Source organism: Auritidibacter ignavus (assembly GCF_029853775.1).
Taxonomy (GTDB): domain Bacteria; phylum Actinomycetota; class Actinomycetes; order Actinomycetales; family Micrococcaceae; genus Auritidibacter; species Auritidibacter ignavus.
The window spans coordinates 999457-1018088 of sequence record NZ_CP122564.1 but is presented as its reverse complement, the minus strand read 5'-3'; the positions used below and the strand labels follow the sequence as shown (position 1 = coordinate 1018088).

Genomic DNA, 18632 nt, shown 5'->3' with positions numbered 1-18632 from the left:
AATGAGAGAGAGTTTTGCCTAAGTGTTAGGCGGGGAAGTTACCGCCGAGTTGACGGTTCATCATGTTGAACGCGGTCTGAAAGTCCACGCCCTGTTTCTGAAACCGTTCAAGCATCTCGGCCAGACCATCAGTAGGTATAGGTTCAGTCATGGTGGTGCTCCTCTTAATGGGCATGGGAATCGAGATATTCGATGAGGTCGCAGTGGCGAACACGGAACTTGCTACCGGTCCCAAGATTCACGGCGGTGAGACGTCCAGCGTGGATCTCCTTATAAACAAACCCGGGGGAGGTCCCGAGGTGTTCGGCTACCTCACGAACCGTGTAGCAACGAACCTCAAGCAGATCAGGGGAGAGGGTGGCGGTCATCAGTCGTCCTCTTCGTCAGGCAGGGGCGCTACCGGGGAGGCGTCACCAGACACTGCACGCCGCAACGGCTCAACAATCCGGTCGTTGGCTTTGCGTTCCTCGTTGGCCTCAAGCCAGAGCTTGGATTCATAGAACGCGGAGACCTTCCATACCGTCTCAAATGCGGCTTGGACCTCCTCGGTCGTCACGCCCGAGGAGGCAAGCGCGGCCGGGTCACGACGCACATCGTTGAGCTGGTGAAGCACAACAGTCCGAGCCCGTGCGCTTCGGATGTACGTATCTCTGGCTTCGGTGGCATATTCAAGTGGTAAAGTAGACATCAGATACTCCTTTTTCGAGTTGACTGTTTTGGCCCCTACCCGGCACGGTGGGGGTCAATCTTTTGATAGGCGACAGCGACAACCGACTCAAAGTCGGTCACCAGTCCGCTGCCAAACGTGGCCTTATATGCGGAAGCTAGAAGCCCTAGGCCGCTTTTCGGTGTTGTCATGCTGCTGGCTCCGCTTTACGGTGACGAGTGCGGCGTGTATCAATTTTCACTTTGACCGCAGCAACTTCACGGTCGTCGAACTCGTCAAAAAGTTCACGCGGACGACGCCCCAACCAGTAAGCCAGGTGAGTGCCAAGGTCCACACTGATCGTCGTGAGGTTTTCGTTCTCGATGGCGCTAATCGTGGCCTGACTGCATTTCGAGAGAACCGCTAGCTGGGTTTGCGTTAGGCCCTGCTCTTCTCTGAGCTCTCTCATGAGCTCATAGTCGCGTACTTTCATGTAGGTGTGCCCTGCAATTCTTTCCTTTGGTCGGCTCCACTTCTTCTTCAGTGGAGTAACTCTTGGTTGCTGTGTATAAACCATTGTGCCCTCTTTCTTCGGTGAAAACAACTGTAGCATGCCGCAATTGGCACTGCAAGTATTACTAATGGCCGTGGATGCCATACAATGCAAGGGAAGTAGCCGACCTGGTAATAATTACTTTTCACTTTGCGCTGGTATTACTAGTACCAGTACCGGGAAAGTTGAGGACATGAGCACGAGCCAAAACGAATCACTGCGAGACATCGCGCTGATCGCCCAGCAACGCCACGACGGCGTCGGCGGACGACAGATGCAACGAATCGCTGAGCGCGCTGGCAAGACCATGTCACCAACTACCTTTGACCGAATCGTGGCAGGGATCTACCGGTCCAAGCCGCAGGCAAAAACTCTCGAAGCGCTGGCCTTCCTGGCCGGCCTCTCCGAAGAGCGGGTGTATGAAGCTGCAGGCCGTAAATATGTGGCCGCGAAATTCGCAGACCAACTCCCACCAGATGTTGATGAACTGGACCAAGACCAGCGTGAAGCTCTGATTTATGCGGCACGTGCCTTTCTGAAAACCAATCGTGAGATTGAAAGGCTACGAAATGAACTCCGCAAACGAGCCCAAGAACCCAACCGCCCAGACCTCCGTGCTGTCGATAGCCCGGACAATGACACCCAAAGTTCTGAGTCTGAACAGAAGATCCCGTCGCTGGATCCAGAATTCTTAGCGGCACACCCAAACATGCCGATCCAAGCTGATCAGGACGATGAGTTCTTTGATGGGCTCGGCGAAGAAAACCAGGATGAGGAGGGCGAGCGCTAACCATGGAGAAGTTTTCAATGAAGGTTAGCGACATCCCGAATTCGGTTTACTCGAACCCACGGAATCTCGAATGGGACAAAAATGGGAAGCTAACAACCTCAGCAGTGTGTCGTCGACTTCCAAAGCTTCACGTATACGTCGACGAATCCGGGGATCGAAATTTCTCGAGAAATCGGCAAAGTAACTTTTTCTCCATGACTGCTGTGTGCATCCCCGAAGAGTTTGACCGAGACATGAAGTACATGGTGGGTGGCCTACGATACGCCCTGAAAATTAGGAAAACGATGCACTGGGTAAGACACTTCCGCGACAGGCCTGGTCAGGCCTGGAAACGGGATTTCCTGGTTGACAAACTGTCACAACTCCCTGCTATCAGAGCCATTCATGTCGTTATGGATAAACCAAATGTGTACAAAGATGCGCACATGCGAAAGAACCCTGACGTGGCATACAAATACGCTTCGATGCTCTTGTTAGAGCGTATTGCCAGGGTAGCTGCAGGGTGGCCCGGAGGGCAGCGAGTAGCGTTGACCAGGTTTGGGGTGGTCGGTGGCGTGGATCATAAGGAGACCAAGAGATATTTGGAAGACACGGCCATTGGGCCGCCTAAATTTCCGACCCCATGGGAGAACATCCTGTGGCCGGTGACTTGGCGACATCAACACGAGTTTGATGGTTTGCAGTTAGCTGACGTCTATTCGGGGATCTTTGATGCAGCCATTCGACGCAGCAAGCCTCAGCATCTTTTTGGAATCGCAAAACAAGTGCATCAAAATTACCGAGGGGAAGTAGGTGGTTATGGAATCAAATTTTTGCCAACCGCGTCCGCTCAAGATATGTATGGGAGCCCTTGGTGGCTTACGTTTCTTGAGCACAAGGATGCATAAACAAAGAGAGCCCCTGGGAGGGACCAGGAGGGCGTTTCTCCCATTGTTTCAGAGAGTGATCCGCGTACGCGGCTCCGGCTGACTCCTGCGTCCCTTCCAAGGGCTCTCCCTGTTTTAAGTATGACATCTTGGATACCGTGCGGTCAATAGGACGCAACAGCAGGAAACTGCATGTGCAGCCGCAGGGCACGTACTGGAATTTCACGAGATAAAAAGTCGGCCCTTGGTGCTATCCCACGATTGTGGGAACGCCAACCATACGGCGACTATTCGCGCCAAGGGCCTCGGTGACCCCAGTATAACACTTTGGGTGCCGCGCGGTCACACAATTTTGGTTGCTGCTGCTGTTATCGTGTCCTAGCTAACAGCCAGCATGGTGGGCATGGTTGAACGAATTCTTCAGTCCTTCGCGCCCCATGTCAGAGTGATCCACCGTAGACCAGCCGACCATATCCCCGCCGCCACCGATGGCACTCACATCTGGGTTGACCCCCGGATGAATCAAACCGAGTACCGGTGCGCGGTGATGCACGAACTCGTCCACATCGCATGCGGGCACACCACCTGCCAACCACCCCTTGTCGAAGCACGCGTCCGGGCACTCACCGCGAAACTGCTCATACCGTTCGAGACCTTGGAGGAGTCTTGGCGGTGGGCTACCACGATTGATGAACTCGCCGACGAACTCCAGGTGACTCGGCTGGTGTTAGAGGACCGGTTGGACGGGCTGACCTTCAAACAACAGCAACGGTTAGGCAGCATTAACGCGGAGATAGGGAAAACACTATGAGCAAGGGCGCACAGAAGAAACGTAAACGGCTCGATGGGGAGGGGTCCGAGCCCAAAGAAGTCCGACCCGGGGTGTGGCGGTCCACGGTCATGCTCGGGTACAAGCCCGACGGCGCCCGCAACCGGCGCACCGTGACCGCAGAGTCTGCTACAGCGTGCAGGCGGGCGATTGCCCGGCTGGTGCGGGATTATGAGGCCGGCCGAGTCACCACCGTGGACGCCAGCATGACACTGTCGGCGTGGATGGAGCATTATCTGCAGAAACGAGAGTTAGCAGAGGACCTGGATCCGGTGACGCTGAAGGGCTACAGGTCGAAGATCCGAACCTATGTGGACGAAACCAGGTTGGGCAAGATCGGGTTAGCGCGTCTGGTACCGGAGGATGTGGAGCGCCAGTACCGGGTGATGCGCGACGCCGGGTTAGCAATTTCCACGGTCCGGCAATTCCATAACATTCTGCGTAAGGGGATAGATATGGCGGTGCGGCGGGGCGTGTTGGGACATAACCCGGTGGACTTGGCGACGGTGCCGAAGGCGTTGCGGTCGCAGAACATGTCGAGGTCGGGGGAGTCGTTGACCGTGCCCCAGGCCAAGAGGCTGTTGGAGGTGATCCAGGATAGTGAGAATCCGGCCAGGTGGCTTATTGGCACCCTGTTGGGTCCACGCCAGTCAGAGGTGCTGGGCTTGGCCTGGGACCGGGTGTATTTGGAGCAGAAGCGGATCAGAGTGGACCGGAAACTGTATCGGCTCACCTGGCAGCACGGGTGTGCTGAGTCGAGGCGTGGTCCTTCGTGCGGGAAGCGGCGTGGCGCGGATTGCCCACAACGGTTTGGTGGTGGGCTATTTTTGGGGGAGCCGAAGACCGAAACAAGTATCCGCGGGCTGCCCATGCCAGAGGTGATCTATCGAGCGTTGTTGGAGCAGCGGGAGCGTCACCGGGTGTGGGAGGTCCAAGACGGCCACCGGGCGACCTGGACTGCCCCAGACGGTCAGGAGTACGACCTGGTGTTCAAACAGCGCAACGGGCGGCCACCAAACTCGCGTGAGGACTGGGCGCTGTTCAAGGACCTGTTGAAGCAGGCTGGGGTGACAACCGGGACGGTGAAAGACCTGCGGCACACGGCGGCGACCATGCTGCTAGTGGAGGGCGTGGACCCCAGGGTGGTCATGGAGATCATGGGGTGGTCGCAGGTTTCGATGTTGAAGCGGTATCAGCACGTGTTGGATGAGCTGCGGGTGGATGCGGTGGACCGGGTCGCTGACGCCTTGTTAGCGCCTGCGCCGTCCTCGCCACCACCGTCTGAGGGGAATGTGGTGGGGTTGGATGCGTGGCGTGAAGCTAGGGGATTGTAGGTGGAACCACAGGTGGAACAAGCCCGAACACGCCTGCATGTCAGTGAAACAAATTTCGCGGAATGGTGCGGTTTTGGGTGGTAGTGTAACCACGTGAAATGGGTTGACACGGACTCATAATCCTTTTGTCGTGGGTTCAAGTCCCACACGCCCTACCAATTGCCATCCCACCAGGCAACCAATCTGATCAGGTGTGAGCCAGGTACCTTTTCGTGGGGAGAACGTCATCGAGGGAAGGAAGCCCATGACCACAACGTTGAGGCTGGTGATGGACGCTCGATACACCCGCACCGATTTCCACGACGGGATTTCTCGGTACGGGTCCTCCCTGATCGAAGCGGTGGCCGCCCAGCATCCTGTTTCCATGCTCATCAGCGATACCGCACAGCTCAAGCTCCTGCCCAATAATGTCCCGTGGGAGCTCATGCCCGCACCGACGTCTCCGGCCGAACCATTCATTGCTCGACGGATCAACGCATTAGAACCCGATGTGGTGTTTTCCCCTATGCAGACCATGGGGTCGTGGGGGAGGAACTACGGGCTGATTCTCACCCTGCACGACCTGATTTATTATCAACACCGCACCCCGCCACATGATTTGCCCGCCCCGGTGCGTGGACTGTGGCGACTCTATCACCTGGCCTACTGGCCGCAACGGCTGGTGCTGAACAGAGCGGATGCCGTGGCGACGGTGTCGCGTACCACGCAACGGCTCATGCGCAAACACCGGCTAACCACTCGTCCCATCACCGTGATCTCCAATGCGGCCCATGAGGTTTCCCAGCCCCGTGATCCACACCAGCAACCGGATAAATCATTGGTCTATATGGGCTCGTTCATGGACTACAAAAATGTCAACGACCTCGTCCGGGTCATGGCAGAACTCCCTGAGTATCGGCTACATCTATTGTCCAAAATTTCACCACAACGGGAAGAAGAACTGGCTACTGTCGCTGCTGAGGCCGGGGTTGGGTCCGAACAGGTGATCCTGCATCACGGTACATCCGAAGAGGAATATCACCGGCTCTTGCGTACTGCCACCGCCCTCGTGACATTGTCTCGTACCGAGGGTTTCGGCTTGCCGCTGGCCGAAGCAATGGAAGAAGGAACCCCGGTGATTGTTTCCGATATCGAGATATTCCGGGATATCGCTGGGGAGGGACCGCACGCCCACTTTATCGATCTGCAGGACTCTGACTGGCTCTCTGACTTTGCACAGGCCGCTATCCTACTCAACCAGCCCGAACACTTCGCGCGGGCCTCGGTTGCAGCGCGAGAGCAATCTCAGTGCTACCGCTGGGAGGATTCGGCCCGTCGACTCATCGATCTGGCTTACCGCGTTCATGACCAGCGTCGCCGCGGTGCGTGACTCAGTGTTCCGGCGCGACCGGCGGATCATGGTCGAGTGGCCATAACACCGACGGCCGTTGCCATCCCAGCAACAATGACGGATCGATATAGCGATCTCGAAGCGTCGAGCCAATGCGCCATCCATCGGGAACTCGCACCCCCCAGTGCACGCACGAAACATCACAGTGGTCCACGCCCGGTTCAATCTCCCCGATGACATCCCCGGTCTGCACCGTTTCTCCGACCTCGAGCTCGGTCACCACCGGTTCGAACGATGACAACAGACCATTGGGGTGCTCAACTGTCACGACATGTCGGTCCACCACTTTCTGAGCCACCGTCACCCGCCCGTGAGCGGGAGCGACCACGGTGCCCGATGGAGCAACGAGATCTATCCCACGGTGGCCAGCGGACCACGGGGCAGTCGGTGGATCAAAACTGGTGACAATGTCCTGCGGACTCGCGCCGGGAACCGGTGGGTCCCATTGAGTGTCTGCTGGCACCACAGTCAGAGGCGATCTCGACACAGGGGAGTAGTGGGGAGTGGCGAGCACCGTCGCAGCCGGAAACAACCCCATCAGCCAGATCACCGCGAGTAGCCCAAGGAGTCGTCTGCCGATTTCACGACGCCCGGGAGCACGTTGGTCTCGCCGTGGAACTTCGGAACAAAAACGTTGTGTCGTCGTCATATCCGTAGCATCGTCCGCCACCAGTACTTGGATCCAGCAAGAAAGGGAACTGTGGATGAGGAAAGTCTTGTTCCCCGGGAGAGCGTAGATATGTCATGATGAGGACACGGTGAGCGCACATTCTCATTGAGGTCTCACGAAAAAACGACAGAATAGGCATCATGTCAACAGGTGGAAGGACAGCCCTGCTATGGGGTGGGTCGGCGGTAGCGCTGGTCGCCGTGATCATCGGTTTGGGCATGCTCTGGGTCAACCTCTCTGGTGGCTCGGATGAGGTGGAACTCAGTCCTCCAATTTCCGTGAATCAGACCCCCACCTCCTCTCAACACCGCCCATCCCAAGCCGTCGCCGACGAATCATCTGGACCCGTGCCCGCGACCTCATCTAAGATCACCGGTTCTTCTCAGAACCCCTCGTCCGAAGCTCAGCCAACAGAAACGCCCGGCAATACCGAAGTAAACGAAGTGAGCCCGAAGAACGTTGGCCCACCGGCACCTTCGCCCTACCAGCCAGACGATGATGATGACGACGATGAAGACGGGGATGATGAGGACGATGATGACGACGACTAGGCCAGCGTGAACAAAGAGCAGCAAGCACCAGCTTGGAAACGGCTCTCGGTCCGCACCCGAGTGGTGCTGTTTTTGATCGCCATGACCCTACTAGCGCTGAGCCTGACGGGGGCATTGTCCTATCTCTTGCAGCGTGGCGCCTATCTTCAGCGCATGGACGACGGGCTGACCCGAACCGTTCACGAAGTGCGTATTTTGGCCGAACAGGGTGTAGACCCTGAAACGGGAGAGCCCTTTAACGAGTCAGACCAGCTGATCTACGTAGCCATGGCGCGGCACATGCCCGAAGCCCATGAAGGCATGCTGGGCCTGAACCGGAACGGGGTGGTCTGGACCGCTCATGAATCTGTGCCCACCCGCCTGGAACACGACCCAGAACTCGTGTCCTTGCTCGAACGTCGCGTTCAATCAGCAGAATTCACCGCGGTAACGTTGGAAACCGTGCGGACCGAGCTGACTACGTACCGGGTGGTCTCCATTCCGGTGTCTTTTTCTGAAGACCCCGAGCCGTCAGTATTGGTGGTTGCACAAGACCAGCGAGCAAGCCTGCAGGAAGTCAACCGAACTTTTATGACTTTCGGCATTACCGCTGGCGTGGTGGTCGTATTGATCGCTGTTGCCGGTTGGGTGCTGATTGGCAGACTTCTTGCACCACTCCGGCAACTTCAAGCCACCGCGGCCAAGATCTCGTCCGACGAGGACCTTGATCGCCGAGCGCCGGTGACTGGTGACGATGACGTTGCTCGTCTCTCTCAAGACGTCAATGCCATGCTCGATCGTCTTCAAGACAGTTTCTCGTCCCAACGACAGCTACTCGACGATGTGGGTCACGAAATTCGTACCCCGATGACCATCATTCAGGGAAATTTGGAACTGATGAAAAGTGACAATCCCGACGACGTGGAGAGAGTACGCGACATTTCTCTGCACGAGCTTGAACGAGCCACCCGGCTCACTGAAGACCTAATGACGCTAGCTACCTCAAACCGCCCAGATTTCGTGCAACCGATACCCGTAGACGTAGCCACGCTGACTCATGATGTCGCCCGAAAATCCGAACAGCTGGGCACGCGTACCTGGAGCGTAGCCGAAACCGCCGACGTGATCTATCCCTTAGATGAACACCGCATCACTCAAGCGTGGTTACAACTCGCCGAGAATGCCGTCAAACACTCTGAACCCGATAGTGAAATCACGCTGGGCTCGCGCCTGGTCGAGCGCTTAGACAGTGGCGAGGTTCTCGACCGTAGCCTCGATCTCTGGATTACTGACTATGGTGCGGGGATCGCCGTCGACGATCTGAGCACGATCTTCGAACGTTTCGGTCGAGCCCGTAACGCTTCCGGCACCGAAGGGCCCGGGCTCGGACTGACCATTGTTCAAGAGATAGTTCGTGCACACCGTGGCGTGGTCTCTGTCCGGTCTCAGCTCGATGTCGGATCGACTTTTACGATGTCATTGCCCTATCCCTCCGGCTCAGGCAAAACCTTGTGCACCACCAGTTCCTCGCGTCAGGAGAGCACCGAATGACAGTAGCCCGTATTCTCGTGATTGAAGATGAGCCACGTATTTCGGATTTTGTATTCAACGGTCTGTCGGCTGAGGGATTTGACCCGGTAGTCGCTGACACCGGCGCCAAGGGTCTCGCGCTGGTGCGCACCGAAGAGTGGGATTTGATCATCCTCGATCTGGGACTGCCAGATATGGATGGCTTCGAGGTTCTTGAACAAATTCGACTCAGATTTTCGGATCTTCCTGTCATTATTCTCACAGCACGAACCTCTGGGGCAGCGACTGTCCAGGGATTGACGTCCGGGGCCGACGATTATGTTCCCAAACCGTTCCGTTTCCCCGAACTGGTGGCTCGCATCCGGTTGCGACTTCGAGACCGGGAGAACCGTGAGCAAGTAGCGGGCGCCTCGCACGATCAGCCAACCGCTTCGCCCCATGCCGGCAACACCGTCCACGACGCACAAGATCACGACGTGGTCAGTCACGCCGAAGTCGTTATCGATTCCACCCGACATTTGGTCACTGTGGACGGCAAGCCGGTTGATCTCTCACCGCGCGAGTTCGCCCTGGCAGAATTATTCTTCCGCAATCCCGGGCAGGCGCTCACCAGAGATGTGTTACTGAGTAGAGTCTGGGGCGAGGGCTTTACAGGTAGCTCCAACGTGGTCGACGTCTACGTTCGGTACTTACGCAATAAACTCGGTGCGGAGCGCTTCGAAACGGTGCGGGGAATCGGCTATCGGCTCGTGGAGGAAAAACACTGGCATGGTCGCTCCTGACGCGGTTAGGGCCACGGGAAAATACGGTATGCTGATACAAGCAGTAGTATCCGGGCCGGCAAAGCAGCCTGCGATGGTACTGACTTCGCGCACGATGTGAGTGTCTAGTCAGACAACATAACCCCTTCGGTCCCCATCACGGGGTGCTGGTGTTGTGTCGGGAAACCGCCGTCGTGCCAGGAGCGCCGACCAACCGGTTGTGGTGCTAAGTAACCGATAGACAAGAAAAATGTCAGCCTCGGCGCAGGCCGCGAAGGCTGACGGTAAAGGAGCGACATGCCCGTCGTTACGATGCGTGAAATGCTGGACTCTGGTGTTCACTTTGGACACCAAACTCGCCGTTGGAACCCGAAGATGAAGCGTTTCATCTTCACCGAGCGCAACGGCATCTACATCATTGATCTGCAGCAATCGCTGTCTTACATCGACCGCGCCTACGACTTCGTTAAAGAAACCGTGGCACACGGCGGTTCCATCCTGTTTGTAGGAACCAAGAAGCAGGCCCAGGAGGCCATTGCTGAGCAGGCAACCCGGGTCGGGATGCCCTACGTCAACCACCGCTGGCTTGGCGGTATGCTGACGAACTTCCAGACCGTTTCTAAGCGTGTCAATCGCATGAAGGAACTGGAAGAAATCGACTACGAAGATGTTGCCGGGTCCGGCCACACCAAGAAGGAACTGTTGCTGCTACAGCGCGAAATGCAGAAGTTGCAGGCTAACCTTGGTGGTATCCGCAACATGAGTCGCACCCCTTCTGCGGTCTGGATCGTTGACACTAAGAAAGAACACCTGGCTGTGGACGAGGCCAAGAAACTTGGCATTCCCGTGGTCGCAATCCTCGACACCAACTGCGATCCGGACGAAGTCACCTACCCGATTCCGGGCAACGACGACGCGATCCGCTCAGTGGCATTGCTGACCCGCGTGGTTGCAGACGCTGTGGCCGATGGTCTACTGGCACGCAATCAGGGCAAGCAGGGAGAGGCCGGCGGTGAAGAGCCGATGGCTGAGTGGGAACGTGACCTGCTCCTCGGTGAACAGACTGAGACCAAACAGAAGGCACAGGCCGAGCAACCCGCCGAGACCGCAACGCAGCCGGCCACGACTGAGGATCAGGCTACCGCGCCAGCACCTCAGTCTCAGACTGACTCCGAGTGAGATTGACCTTTCGACCTACTCACCACCAATAACTCAGAAACCTAAGGATGGGATTACTGAATGGCCAACTACACTGCCGCTGATATCAAGGACCTGCGCGAACGTACCGGTGCAGGCATGATGGATGTCAAGAAGGCCCTGGATGAAGCCGAAGGCGACGCCCAGAAAGCCATGGAAATCATTCGGATCAAGGGTTTGAAGGGCGCGACCAAGCGTGAAGGTCGTTCCGCTGCTGAAGGTCTGATCGTCGCTACTGTCAACGACGGCGAAGGCGTGATGGTCGAGATCAACTGCGAGACCGACTTTGTGGCCAAGAACCAGAAGTTCATCGATCTGGCTAACAACGTCCTCGAGGTCGCCGTTTCCAGTGGAGCCGATGACGCTGAGGCATTGCTGGCCGCTGAGTACGATGGTAAGACCCTGGGCGAATACGTCACCGAGGAGGCTGCCACCCTGGGTGAAAAGGTCGCGGTTCGTCGTGTCGCCCGGGTTTCCGGTGCGTACGTTGACGCATACTTGCACAAGACCAGTAAAGACCTGCCAGCCCAGGTCGGTGTGCTCATGGCTGTCTCCACCGATGACGAGAAGGCTCAGGAAGCAGCTCACGACGTTGCAGTTCACATTGCAGCTCTGTCTCCGACTTACCTGACCCGTGACGAAGTTCCGGCCGAAACCGTTGAGAATGAGCGTCGCGTGGCTAAGGACACCGCTCGTGCTGAGAACAAGCCGGAAAAGGCCATGGAGCAGATCGTCAATGGTCGATTGAACGGCTATTACAAGGATGTCGTGCTGGTGGATCAGCCATTCGCTAAAGATTCCAAGACCACTGTGGGTAAGGTACTGGAAGAAGCCGGCACCGAAGCCGTGCAGTTCGCACGCTTCCGCGTCGGCGCCTAAGCATGAACAGCAGAAGGGGTGAACACTTATAACTAAGTGTTCACCCCTTCTGACTGCCCCAAACTTTTTCATTAATATCGCTGACTTCGTTCAGATCCGGTGAACCATTGCAGGAGGAGACCATGACCGAACCCACCCCGGCTATTAATATTCCCGGAGGCCTCCAAGATGGGCCGAGATCTGCAGAATCTGACCCTTCGACCCGGAGGCGTCGGGTGCTCTTGAAACTCTCCGGTGAAGTCTTCGGCGGTGGCTCCGTGGGGGTTGATCCCACAACGGTTCGGTTCGTGGCCGAACAAATTGCGGCGGCCTCTGACCAGGTCCAGATTGCCATCGTTGTCGGAGGCGGTAATTTCTTCCGTGGAGCCGAACTATCCGAGAACGGCATGGAACGCCGGCGTGCCGACTACATGGGTATGCTCGGCACTGTGATGAATGCCCTGGCCTTACAGGATTTCTTGTTGCAAACTGGCGTGGATTGCCGGGTTCAGTCTGCGATTCACATGTCACAGGTTGCTGAACCGTACATTCCTCAGCGCGCGGTGCGACACATGGAAAAAGGCCGTGTGGTAATTTTCGGCGCCGGTACCGGTCTGCCGTACTTTTCCACCGACACTGTCGCGGCCCAACGGGCCCTAGAAGTCGGTGCTGACGAGGTGCTCATGGCCAAGTCCGGTGTGGACGGTGTCTACACGGCCGATCCCAAGACGAACCCCGATGCTCAGCTCTTTGACCACCTCAGCTACGACGAAGCCATCATGAGAAATATCCGAGTGATGGATCTCACCGCAATGACGATGTGCAAAGATAATAATTTGCCAATGATGGTTTTTGGCATGGAGCAAAAGGGTAACGTCACCAAAGCACTGCTCGGTGAACGCATCGGTACTACGGTGGAGTCATAACCGCCCCGCCGTATCAACACGACGGTGACTGCACCTAAGCTGTCCTAAGATGGTAATCAGGCGATTAAGTTCGCCCAACCGGAGCCGGTTGGGCAAGTTCATAATGTTGAAGGAGATTCCGTGACCAGCGAAGTACTCAATGACGCCAAGGCCGCGATGGAACGAACCCTGGAGGCCACCTCCGAGGACTTTGCCTCGGTGCGCACCGGTCGAGCCACACCTGGTCTTTTTGCCAAGGTTCTGGTCGACTACTACGGTACTCCCACCCCCTTGCAACAACTTGCCTCCTTCACCGCACAGGATGCCCGTACCCTGCTGATTGCACCTTATGACGTATCCGCCCTGCGTGAGATCGAAAAAGCCCTGTCTGACTCCGAGGTGGGAGCTAATCCCTCCAATGACGGCAAAGTGATCCGGATTGTCATGCCGGAGTTGACCGCTGAGCGTCGAGCCGAATATGTGAAGCTGGTTAAATCAAAGGCCGAAGATCACAAGGTCTCGATACGTAATTCCCGTCGCAAAGCCAAAGAAACCCTCGAGAAGATGGTTAACGACGGCGAAATCGGCGAAGACGAAGGCAAACGTGGTGAGAAAGAACTTGATGACCTGACCCGTAAGTACGTGGACCAGGTTGAAGAGATGGCCAAGAACAAAGAACAGGACCTCATGGAGGTCTAAGCACCTCTAACGTGCACCACATGAGCCAACAAGACCCCACAGGCAACACCGGATCCTCACCAGGTGAGGAGCCGGTTATTACCGAGCTTGAGGGCTTCGAGAATTTGGTCCGGGACCCGGAAACCGGCCGGATCATTCCCCAAACCCGGAAAGAACGCAAGGCTCTGGAAGCCGCCCAAGCCGAAATCGAGCACCAACGGGCTCTTCCCGAGACGGTTGGTGCTGAACGCGGTGAGTCCAATGACACAGACCCCGAGACAGCCGAGCCCGCCACCTACGTTGACAACGATCCCATGGTGGCACCTACCACCGTCTCGGAACGTCCAGCCGAGCTAGAAGAACCCAAACAATCGACGGCTGGTCGTAACCTTCCGGCAGCGATTGCCGTCGGTGCGGTTCTGCTCGTCGCAGCCATCATCGGGATCTTCTGGGTTCCCGTGGTGGTGATGGTGCTCATCTCACTCCTGTTGCTGGTGGGCACTTGGGAAATGTCCCGGTTGTATCGCCCCTACAAGATTGAGGTACCTTTGGTACCGCTCTGGGTCGGGGCCCTTGCGATGCCCATTTCGGCGTATTTTGGTGGCATCGACGCTATGGTGTTCGCCCTGTTCGGGACGATGATCCTTGCGGTGTTTTGGACTGTAGTCAGTGATCCCTACCGGCCCCTAGCCGCGGCAATGACCACCGGATTCATCGTGCTTTGGGTCCCCTTTATGCTCTCGTTCGGGGTCGTGTTGATGCAGGAGCCCGAGGGCAACTATATGGTCGCATTGTTCCTATTGGCCGTCGTTGCCAATGACACCTTCGGGTACATCGTCGGAGCCTTGTTTGGCAAACACCCGATGGCGCCACAGATCTCACCGAAAAAATCCTGGGAAGGTTTCGCGGGTTCTTTGGTCGGAGCCGTCCTGGTCTCGATTGGGGCTGGCTGGTTCATGCTTGACTTGGAAGTCTGGCGGTCGGTGATTGTCGGCCTCGTCATGGTCGTGGTAGCCACTACTGGCGATTTTGCGGCCTCGATGGTCAAACGCGATCTCGGTGTCAAAGACATGGGCAACACGTTGCCCGGGCACGGGGGAGTGATGGACCGGTTGGACTCCCTCGTTTTTGGTGCTCCAGTGGCGTTCGCGCTGTTCGTGGTTCTTTTGCCCTAGGCTACGAGTAGATGACCGAGCAACTCACATCCGTCAGGAAGGATACAACCATGGGCCGACGGGCTGCACGAACCGAGCACGAGAGTTCTCCTTTTACTCGGGTGGAGAAAAAAGCCTATGGTTACCAGCCGAACCAGGTTGATGAATTTATCGCGCGGGCGCGTTCTGCTTATGACGGGAATGAATTCATGGCGGCCAACGACGTGCGTGATGTCTCCTTCGCCGCGGTCAAAGGCGGGTATGCACCCCATCAGGTCGACAAGGTCTTGGACCGTCTCGAGGACGCATTCCGACGGGCCGAACGAGATGAATTTATTGAGAGCCATGGCCTGGAAGCGTGGAACAGCTACCTTGATGACTCCATCCGGGAACTGATGGGTCGCCTTCAGCGCCCAGCCGGGGAACGTTTCCGTCGCCCCAAGAAATCAAAGGCCATCAGCTACCGTGTTGAAGATGTCGACGCGGTATGTGAGACCCTTTTTGCTCACTTTACCGATCGCGATACGGTCACTGCCCAACAGCTTCGAGCCACGACCTTCCGCGCCGCTAAAGGTAAGAAGGGTTACGAAGAGGCCGAGGTTGATGCCTTTGTGCAAGCTGGAATCGAATTGCTGATCAACCTCAGCTAGAAGGTTGATCAAGGCATGACCCAGTCCCAGCTGATCGCCAGGCAACCACCAGGCGCAAGGACTGGTTAGGGTTGGTTGAGCTCTAGCACGTCCTCCGTGATAATCTCAGCGCGAGCATTTGAGAAGGACTGCTCTTCACCAATCTTTTCGAAACCACGTCGGGTGAGTACCTTCTGTGACCCGGCGTTGTCAGCCGGAACCATGGCGCGGATGGGGCGCTGTTGGAAATCCTCCAGGAACTGGTCCACCGCCGCAGTGGTGATGCCCTGGTCCCAGAACTCCCGGGCTGTCCAGAACGACAGCTCCGGAATCTCGTCGATGTTCAAACAGATCAACGCACCGGCCACCTGACCGTTCTCCTCGATGGTGCGAACGATGGTGTTCTCATCGTGAAGCAAGCTATTCCAGTGGAAATCGAAGACGCCACGATCCTGGGGATTGCGAGGCGCAAAGGCGGCCATCAGATTGGCCAAGGTATCCTGCTGGTGGACAAAGAACTCATCGAGGTCCTCGGTCCGTACCTCACGAAGAATCATGCAACTGCCTCCTGGTCTCTGGTAGTCCCACCACTCTACATTCTTCCACCGTGGGATGTGCCGATCCTGCAAACCGCACAGCACTCACGTTGGGCGCGAGCTCTTGGGCCAATGCGGTACAACTGTCTTCTGGTAGCACAGCCGGGCACGCATCAGATGGTGTTCGCTTGCCTCGTCTGAGGAACTCAACGTGGTCGGCCCGGCCGGGTGGACGGCGATGTTCCGCTAGGGGGTGTGTGGTCGCGGAGTTGGCGGCTGTGCTAGCTGATGACATTGTGCCTCTAGCACTGCCTCGACGAGGATTCAACCGTTCATCCGAGCCCACTTCACAGGTTTGACCGGCATAATAGGCCGGTGAACTATCCCTTGGATAGCGCGTGCAGACAACCTTGTGAGAAACAACCCAATGAGAAATGAGAGGAGTACTCCGTGGAGATTTTGGCTTTCACCCTCGGTGTTTTGGCCATTGCCGTGGGGATTATCCTCTCTATTGCGTTGCACGAGATCGGGCACCTGGTTCCGGCCAAACTCTTCGGAGTACGTGTCACCCAGTACATGGTGGGTTTTGGAAAGACACTGTTCTCCATCCGCCGTGGCGAGACCGAATATGGGGTCAAAGCCATTCCCCTGGGTGGCTACGTGGCCATGATCGGGATGTACCCGCCCCAAGCCCCGGGCGAGAAGCCGAAAACCTCGTCGACCGGCGTCTTCCAACAAATGTCCCAACAGGCCCGGGAGATCTCCGCGGCTGAGATTCGCCCCGGAGATGAGAACCGGTTGTTCGTCCAGCTACCGGTATGGAAACGGATCATCATCATGTTGGGCGGTCCGGCGATGAATTTGTTGATTGCGGTGGTTCTGACCGGGATTTTAATCACTAGCTTCGGGGTGAACACCGCCACCACCACGGTTTCTGAGGTCTACCGGTGTGTGCAGGCAGTACAAGTCGCGGCCACCCAGGACGAGATCGCCGAATGCGACGACAATGACCCAGGTGGGCCGGCCTACGCCGCCGGACTACAACCCGGTGACACGATTACCTCCTTCAACGGGGTCGCGGTGGAATCCTGGGACGAACTCACCGGCTTGATCCGACAACGAGCCGGAGACCCCACGCCCATGACCTACGAGCGCGGCGGACAACAACATGACACCGAGATTACCCCGGTGCTGACCGAACGCCCGGTGGTCGACGACCTAGGACGCACCGAAACCGACGAATCCGGCGACCTTGTCACGCACCAGGTCGGATTCGTGGGAATGGGATCGCAGGTAGAACGAGTGCAACAACCGGTCACCCAGACCTTCCCGGTCATTGGACAGCAATTGGAAGCCACCTTCCGCGTGATCGTAGTCTTGCCGGTTCGGCTTTGGGATACCGCCCAAGTGCTGATTACCGACGGGGAACGTGACCCCAACGGTCCGATGTCGGTGGTGGGAGTCGGTCGCATTGCCGGCGAGGCGGCAGCCATGGACGAGATACCCCTGCAGGACCGGGTGGCCATGCTGGTCTCGCTGATCGCCGGGGTCAATATTGCCCTCATGGCCTTCAACCTGATTCCGCTCTTGCCCTTGGACGGTGGCCATGTGGTGGGTGCGCTTTGGGATGGTGGGCGCAAACTCTGGGCCAAGCTCCGGGGTAGACCACGCCCGCCTACCTTCGACATTTCACGACTATTGCCCCTGACTTACGTCGTTGCGGTGGCCCTGTTAGGCATGGGCGTACTGTTGATAGTGGCCGATATCTTCAAACCGGTGACGCTCAACTAGCGCCTGCCTGAACCACCTTGAGCCGTTCGTATCAGTCGAAGGGATACCAGAGATGAGATTTGCCCGGCAGATGCGTTGGCTATTGGACACCGAAGACCAGCTGTCTCGGACCACCGGCGATATGGTTCGGATCCTTTCCGACGACGACACCGAGGCCTTATCCCGACTGGTTGCCAGCGACCCGGTGGCTCACTGCTATGTCCAATCGTTGCTCGACGGCGGCCGTGGTGCTGGGCCTGGACGTGACCTGCATCGCGGGCTATTTCTGGGTATCGATGACGAACGCGATCCGAATGAGCTCCGGTGTGCGGTGTGGGTTGGGTCCAATATCGTCCCGGTCGCGGTCAATGAATTTTATGGAGAAATCCTGGGCATGGCCATCCGGTGCTTGGGCCGACGCTATGGGTCGATCTTCGGGCCGCGGGACGCGGTGCACGGAATCTGGTCTAGCCTGTCGTATGGGCTACAACAACCCCGCGCCATTCGAACGTCACAACCGCTGATGACCACCCGGAGCCTCTCTGCGGTACCGGTCGACCCCGACGTGCGGGTCGCCCAAGCTGGTGACTTCAACACGGTCTTTCCCGCTGCCGTGGAGATGTTCACAGAAGAGCTCGGATACTCACCGATGAAGGACAGCCCCAACTCCTACCGAGCCCGGGTCCGACAGTTGATCGAATCCGGATGGTGCCTGGTGAAGACCCCCGGTCGCCGAATCGGGGGAGAGGTTCTGTTCAAAGCAGACCTGGGGGTGGTCACCAACGACTGCATTCAAATTCAAGGTGTGTGGATCCCCGAGCATTTGCGTGGTCGCGGTGAGGCCAGCGCTCTGATGTCAGCGGTGGTCGCTCACAGCCTGACCCTAGCCCCGGTCGTCTCGCTCTACGTCAACGATTTCAATGTGGCGGCGCTGAAGACCTACCGTAACGTGGGGTTCGAGGTTACCGGAGAGTTCGCCACGGTGTTGTTCTGATCGTTTCGGCGC

The 18632-nt window shown here is 57.3% G+C and carries 22 protein-coding genes; 16 read left to right on the top strand and 6 right to left on the bottom strand.

What is annotated here, in order from left to right:
• Positions 1–25: 25 nt before the first annotated feature.
• From QDX22_RS04520 to QDX22_RS04505, 4 genes are all read right to left on the bottom strand, one after another.
• Positions 26–151, bottom strand: a complete 126-nt coding sequence (locus tag QDX22_RS04520) for a hypothetical protein (RefSeq protein ID WP_279587223.1) — start codon at positions 149–151, stop codon at positions 26–28.
• 13 nt (positions 152–164) lie between these two features.
• Positions 165–368 carry a helix-turn-helix domain-containing protein gene (locus tag QDX22_RS04515; RefSeq protein WP_122548794.1) on the bottom strand — a complete coding sequence of 68 codons (204 nt, stop codon included), beginning with the start codon at positions 366–368 and terminating at the stop codon, positions 165–167.
• Positions 368–688: a hypothetical protein gene (locus tag QDX22_RS04510; protein WP_279672972.1), complete on the bottom strand. Its 321-nt coding sequence runs from the start codon at positions 686–688 to the stop codon at positions 368–370. Before QDX22_RS04510 ends, QDX22_RS04515 begins: the two co-directional genes overlap by 1 nt.
• Positions 689–854: 166 nt before the next feature.
• Entirely contained in the window at positions 855–1223 is a 369-nt protein-coding gene (locus QDX22_RS04505) for a helix-turn-helix transcriptional regulator (protein ID WP_166769920.1), read from the bottom strand.
• A 169-nt stretch (positions 1224–1392) separates the two neighbouring features.
• Between QDX22_RS04505 and QDX22_RS04500 the strand changes: the two genes are divergently transcribed.
• The 5 genes from QDX22_RS04500 (at position 1393) to QDX22_RS04480 (ending at position 6387) form a co-directional block, all read left to right on the top strand.
• Positions 1393–1989, top strand: coding sequence for a hypothetical protein (locus QDX22_RS04500; RefSeq protein WP_279718078.1), 597 nt, complete (start codon positions 1393–1395; stop codon positions 1987–1989).
• Between the two features lie 2 nt (positions 1990–1991).
• Entirely contained in the window at positions 1992–2876 is an 885-nt protein-coding gene (locus tag QDX22_RS04495) for a DUF3800 domain-containing protein (protein ID WP_279723935.1), read from the top strand.
• A 382-nt stretch (positions 2877–3258) separates the two neighbouring features.
• Complete coding sequence (locus QDX22_RS04490; RefSeq protein ID WP_279718077.1) at positions 3259–3666, top strand: ImmA/IrrE family metallo-endopeptidase; 408 nt, start codon at positions 3259–3261, stop codon at positions 3664–3666.
• Positions 3663–5018, top strand: a complete 1356-nt coding sequence (locus QDX22_RS04485; protein ID WP_279718076.1) for a tyrosine-type recombinase/integrase — start codon at positions 3663–3665, stop codon at positions 5016–5018. The genes QDX22_RS04490 and QDX22_RS04485 overlap by 4 nt, the downstream gene beginning before the upstream one ends.
• Positions 5019–5262: 244 nt before the next feature.
• Positions 5263–6387 carry a glycosyltransferase family 4 protein gene (locus QDX22_RS04480; protein WP_279718075.1) on the top strand — a complete coding sequence of 375 codons (1125 nt, stop codon included), beginning with the start codon at positions 5263–5265 and terminating at the stop codon, positions 6385–6387.
• A gap of 1 nt (position 6388) precedes the next feature.
• Here QDX22_RS04480 and QDX22_RS04475 read toward each other — a convergent pair whose 3' ends face one another.
• Positions 6389–7057: a M23 family metallopeptidase gene (locus QDX22_RS04475; protein ID WP_279718074.1), complete on the bottom strand. Its 669-nt coding sequence runs from the start codon at positions 7055–7057 to the stop codon at positions 6389–6391.
• Positions 7058–7218: 161 nt separating this feature from the next.
• Here QDX22_RS04475 and QDX22_RS04470 point away from each other — a divergent pair, with 161 nt between their 5' ends.
• From QDX22_RS04470 to QDX22_RS04430, 9 genes are all read left to right on the top strand, one after another.
• Entirely contained in the window at positions 7219–7629 is a 411-nt protein-coding gene (locus QDX22_RS04470; RefSeq protein WP_279718073.1) for a hypothetical protein, read from the top strand.
• 6 nt (positions 7630–7635) lie between these two features.
• Positions 7636–9159, top strand: coding sequence for a sensor histidine kinase (locus QDX22_RS04465; RefSeq protein ID WP_279718072.1), 1524 nt, complete (start codon positions 7636–7638; stop codon positions 9157–9159).
• A complete protein-coding gene (locus QDX22_RS04460) occupies positions 9156–9920 on the top strand; it encodes a response regulator transcription factor (protein ID WP_279718071.1) in 765 nt (254 codons plus the stop codon). Before QDX22_RS04465 ends, QDX22_RS04460 begins: the two co-directional genes overlap by 4 nt.
• 276 nt (positions 9921–10196) lie before the next feature.
• Positions 10197–11078: a 30S ribosomal protein S2 gene (gene rpsB, locus QDX22_RS04455; protein WP_110098723.1), complete on the top strand. Its 882-nt coding sequence runs from the start codon at positions 10197–10199 to the stop codon at positions 11076–11078.
• A 60-nt stretch (positions 11079–11138) separates the two neighbouring features.
• A complete protein-coding gene (gene tsf / locus QDX22_RS04450) occupies positions 11139–11975 on the top strand; it encodes a translation elongation factor Ts (RefSeq protein ID WP_122548786.1) in 837 nt (278 codons plus the stop codon).
• Positions 11976–12097: 122 nt separating this feature from the next.
• Positions 12098–12880 carry a UMP kinase gene (pyrH, locus tag QDX22_RS04445; protein ID WP_110098721.1) on the top strand — a complete coding sequence of 261 codons (783 nt, stop codon included), beginning with the start codon at positions 12098–12100 and terminating at the stop codon, positions 12878–12880.
• 156 nt (positions 12881–13036) lie between these two features.
• Positions 13037–13558, top strand: a complete 522-nt coding sequence (gene frr / locus QDX22_RS04440) for a ribosome recycling factor (protein WP_208392252.1) — start codon at positions 13037–13039, stop codon at positions 13556–13558.
• Between the two features lie 20 nt (positions 13559–13578).
• Positions 13579–14712: a phosphatidate cytidylyltransferase gene (locus tag QDX22_RS04435; RefSeq protein WP_110101651.1), complete on the top strand. Its 1134-nt coding sequence runs from the start codon at positions 13579–13581 to the stop codon at positions 14710–14712.
• 50 nt (positions 14713–14762) lie between these two features.
• Positions 14763–15341 (top strand): DivIVA domain-containing protein, encoded by a 579-nt coding sequence (locus tag QDX22_RS04430; RefSeq protein WP_136088822.1) that lies wholly within the window; start codon positions 14763–14765, stop codon positions 15339–15341.
• Positions 15342–15406: 65 nt separating this feature from the next.
• On the opposite strand, the gene QDX22_RS04425 is transcribed toward QDX22_RS04430, so the two are convergent.
• The gene (locus QDX22_RS04425) at positions 15407–15877 is read right to left on the bottom strand and encodes a GNAT family N-acetyltransferase (protein WP_110098717.1); all 471 of its coding nucleotides are present in this window, start codon (positions 15875–15877) and stop codon (positions 15407–15409) included.
• A gap of 429 nt (positions 15878–16306) precedes the next feature.
• Between QDX22_RS04425 and QDX22_RS04420 the strand changes: the two genes are divergently transcribed.
• Both QDX22_RS04420 and QDX22_RS04415 read left to right on the top strand, forming a co-directional pair.
• Positions 16307–17647, top strand: a complete 1341-nt coding sequence (locus tag QDX22_RS04420) for a M50 family metallopeptidase (RefSeq protein ID WP_279718070.1) — start codon at positions 16307–16309, stop codon at positions 17645–17647.
• 52 nt (positions 17648–17699) lie between these two features.
• Complete coding sequence (locus tag QDX22_RS04415; protein ID WP_279718069.1) at positions 17700–18620, top strand: GNAT family N-acetyltransferase; 921 nt, start codon at positions 17700–17702, stop codon at positions 18618–18620.
• Positions 18621–18632 lie beyond the last annotated feature (12 nt).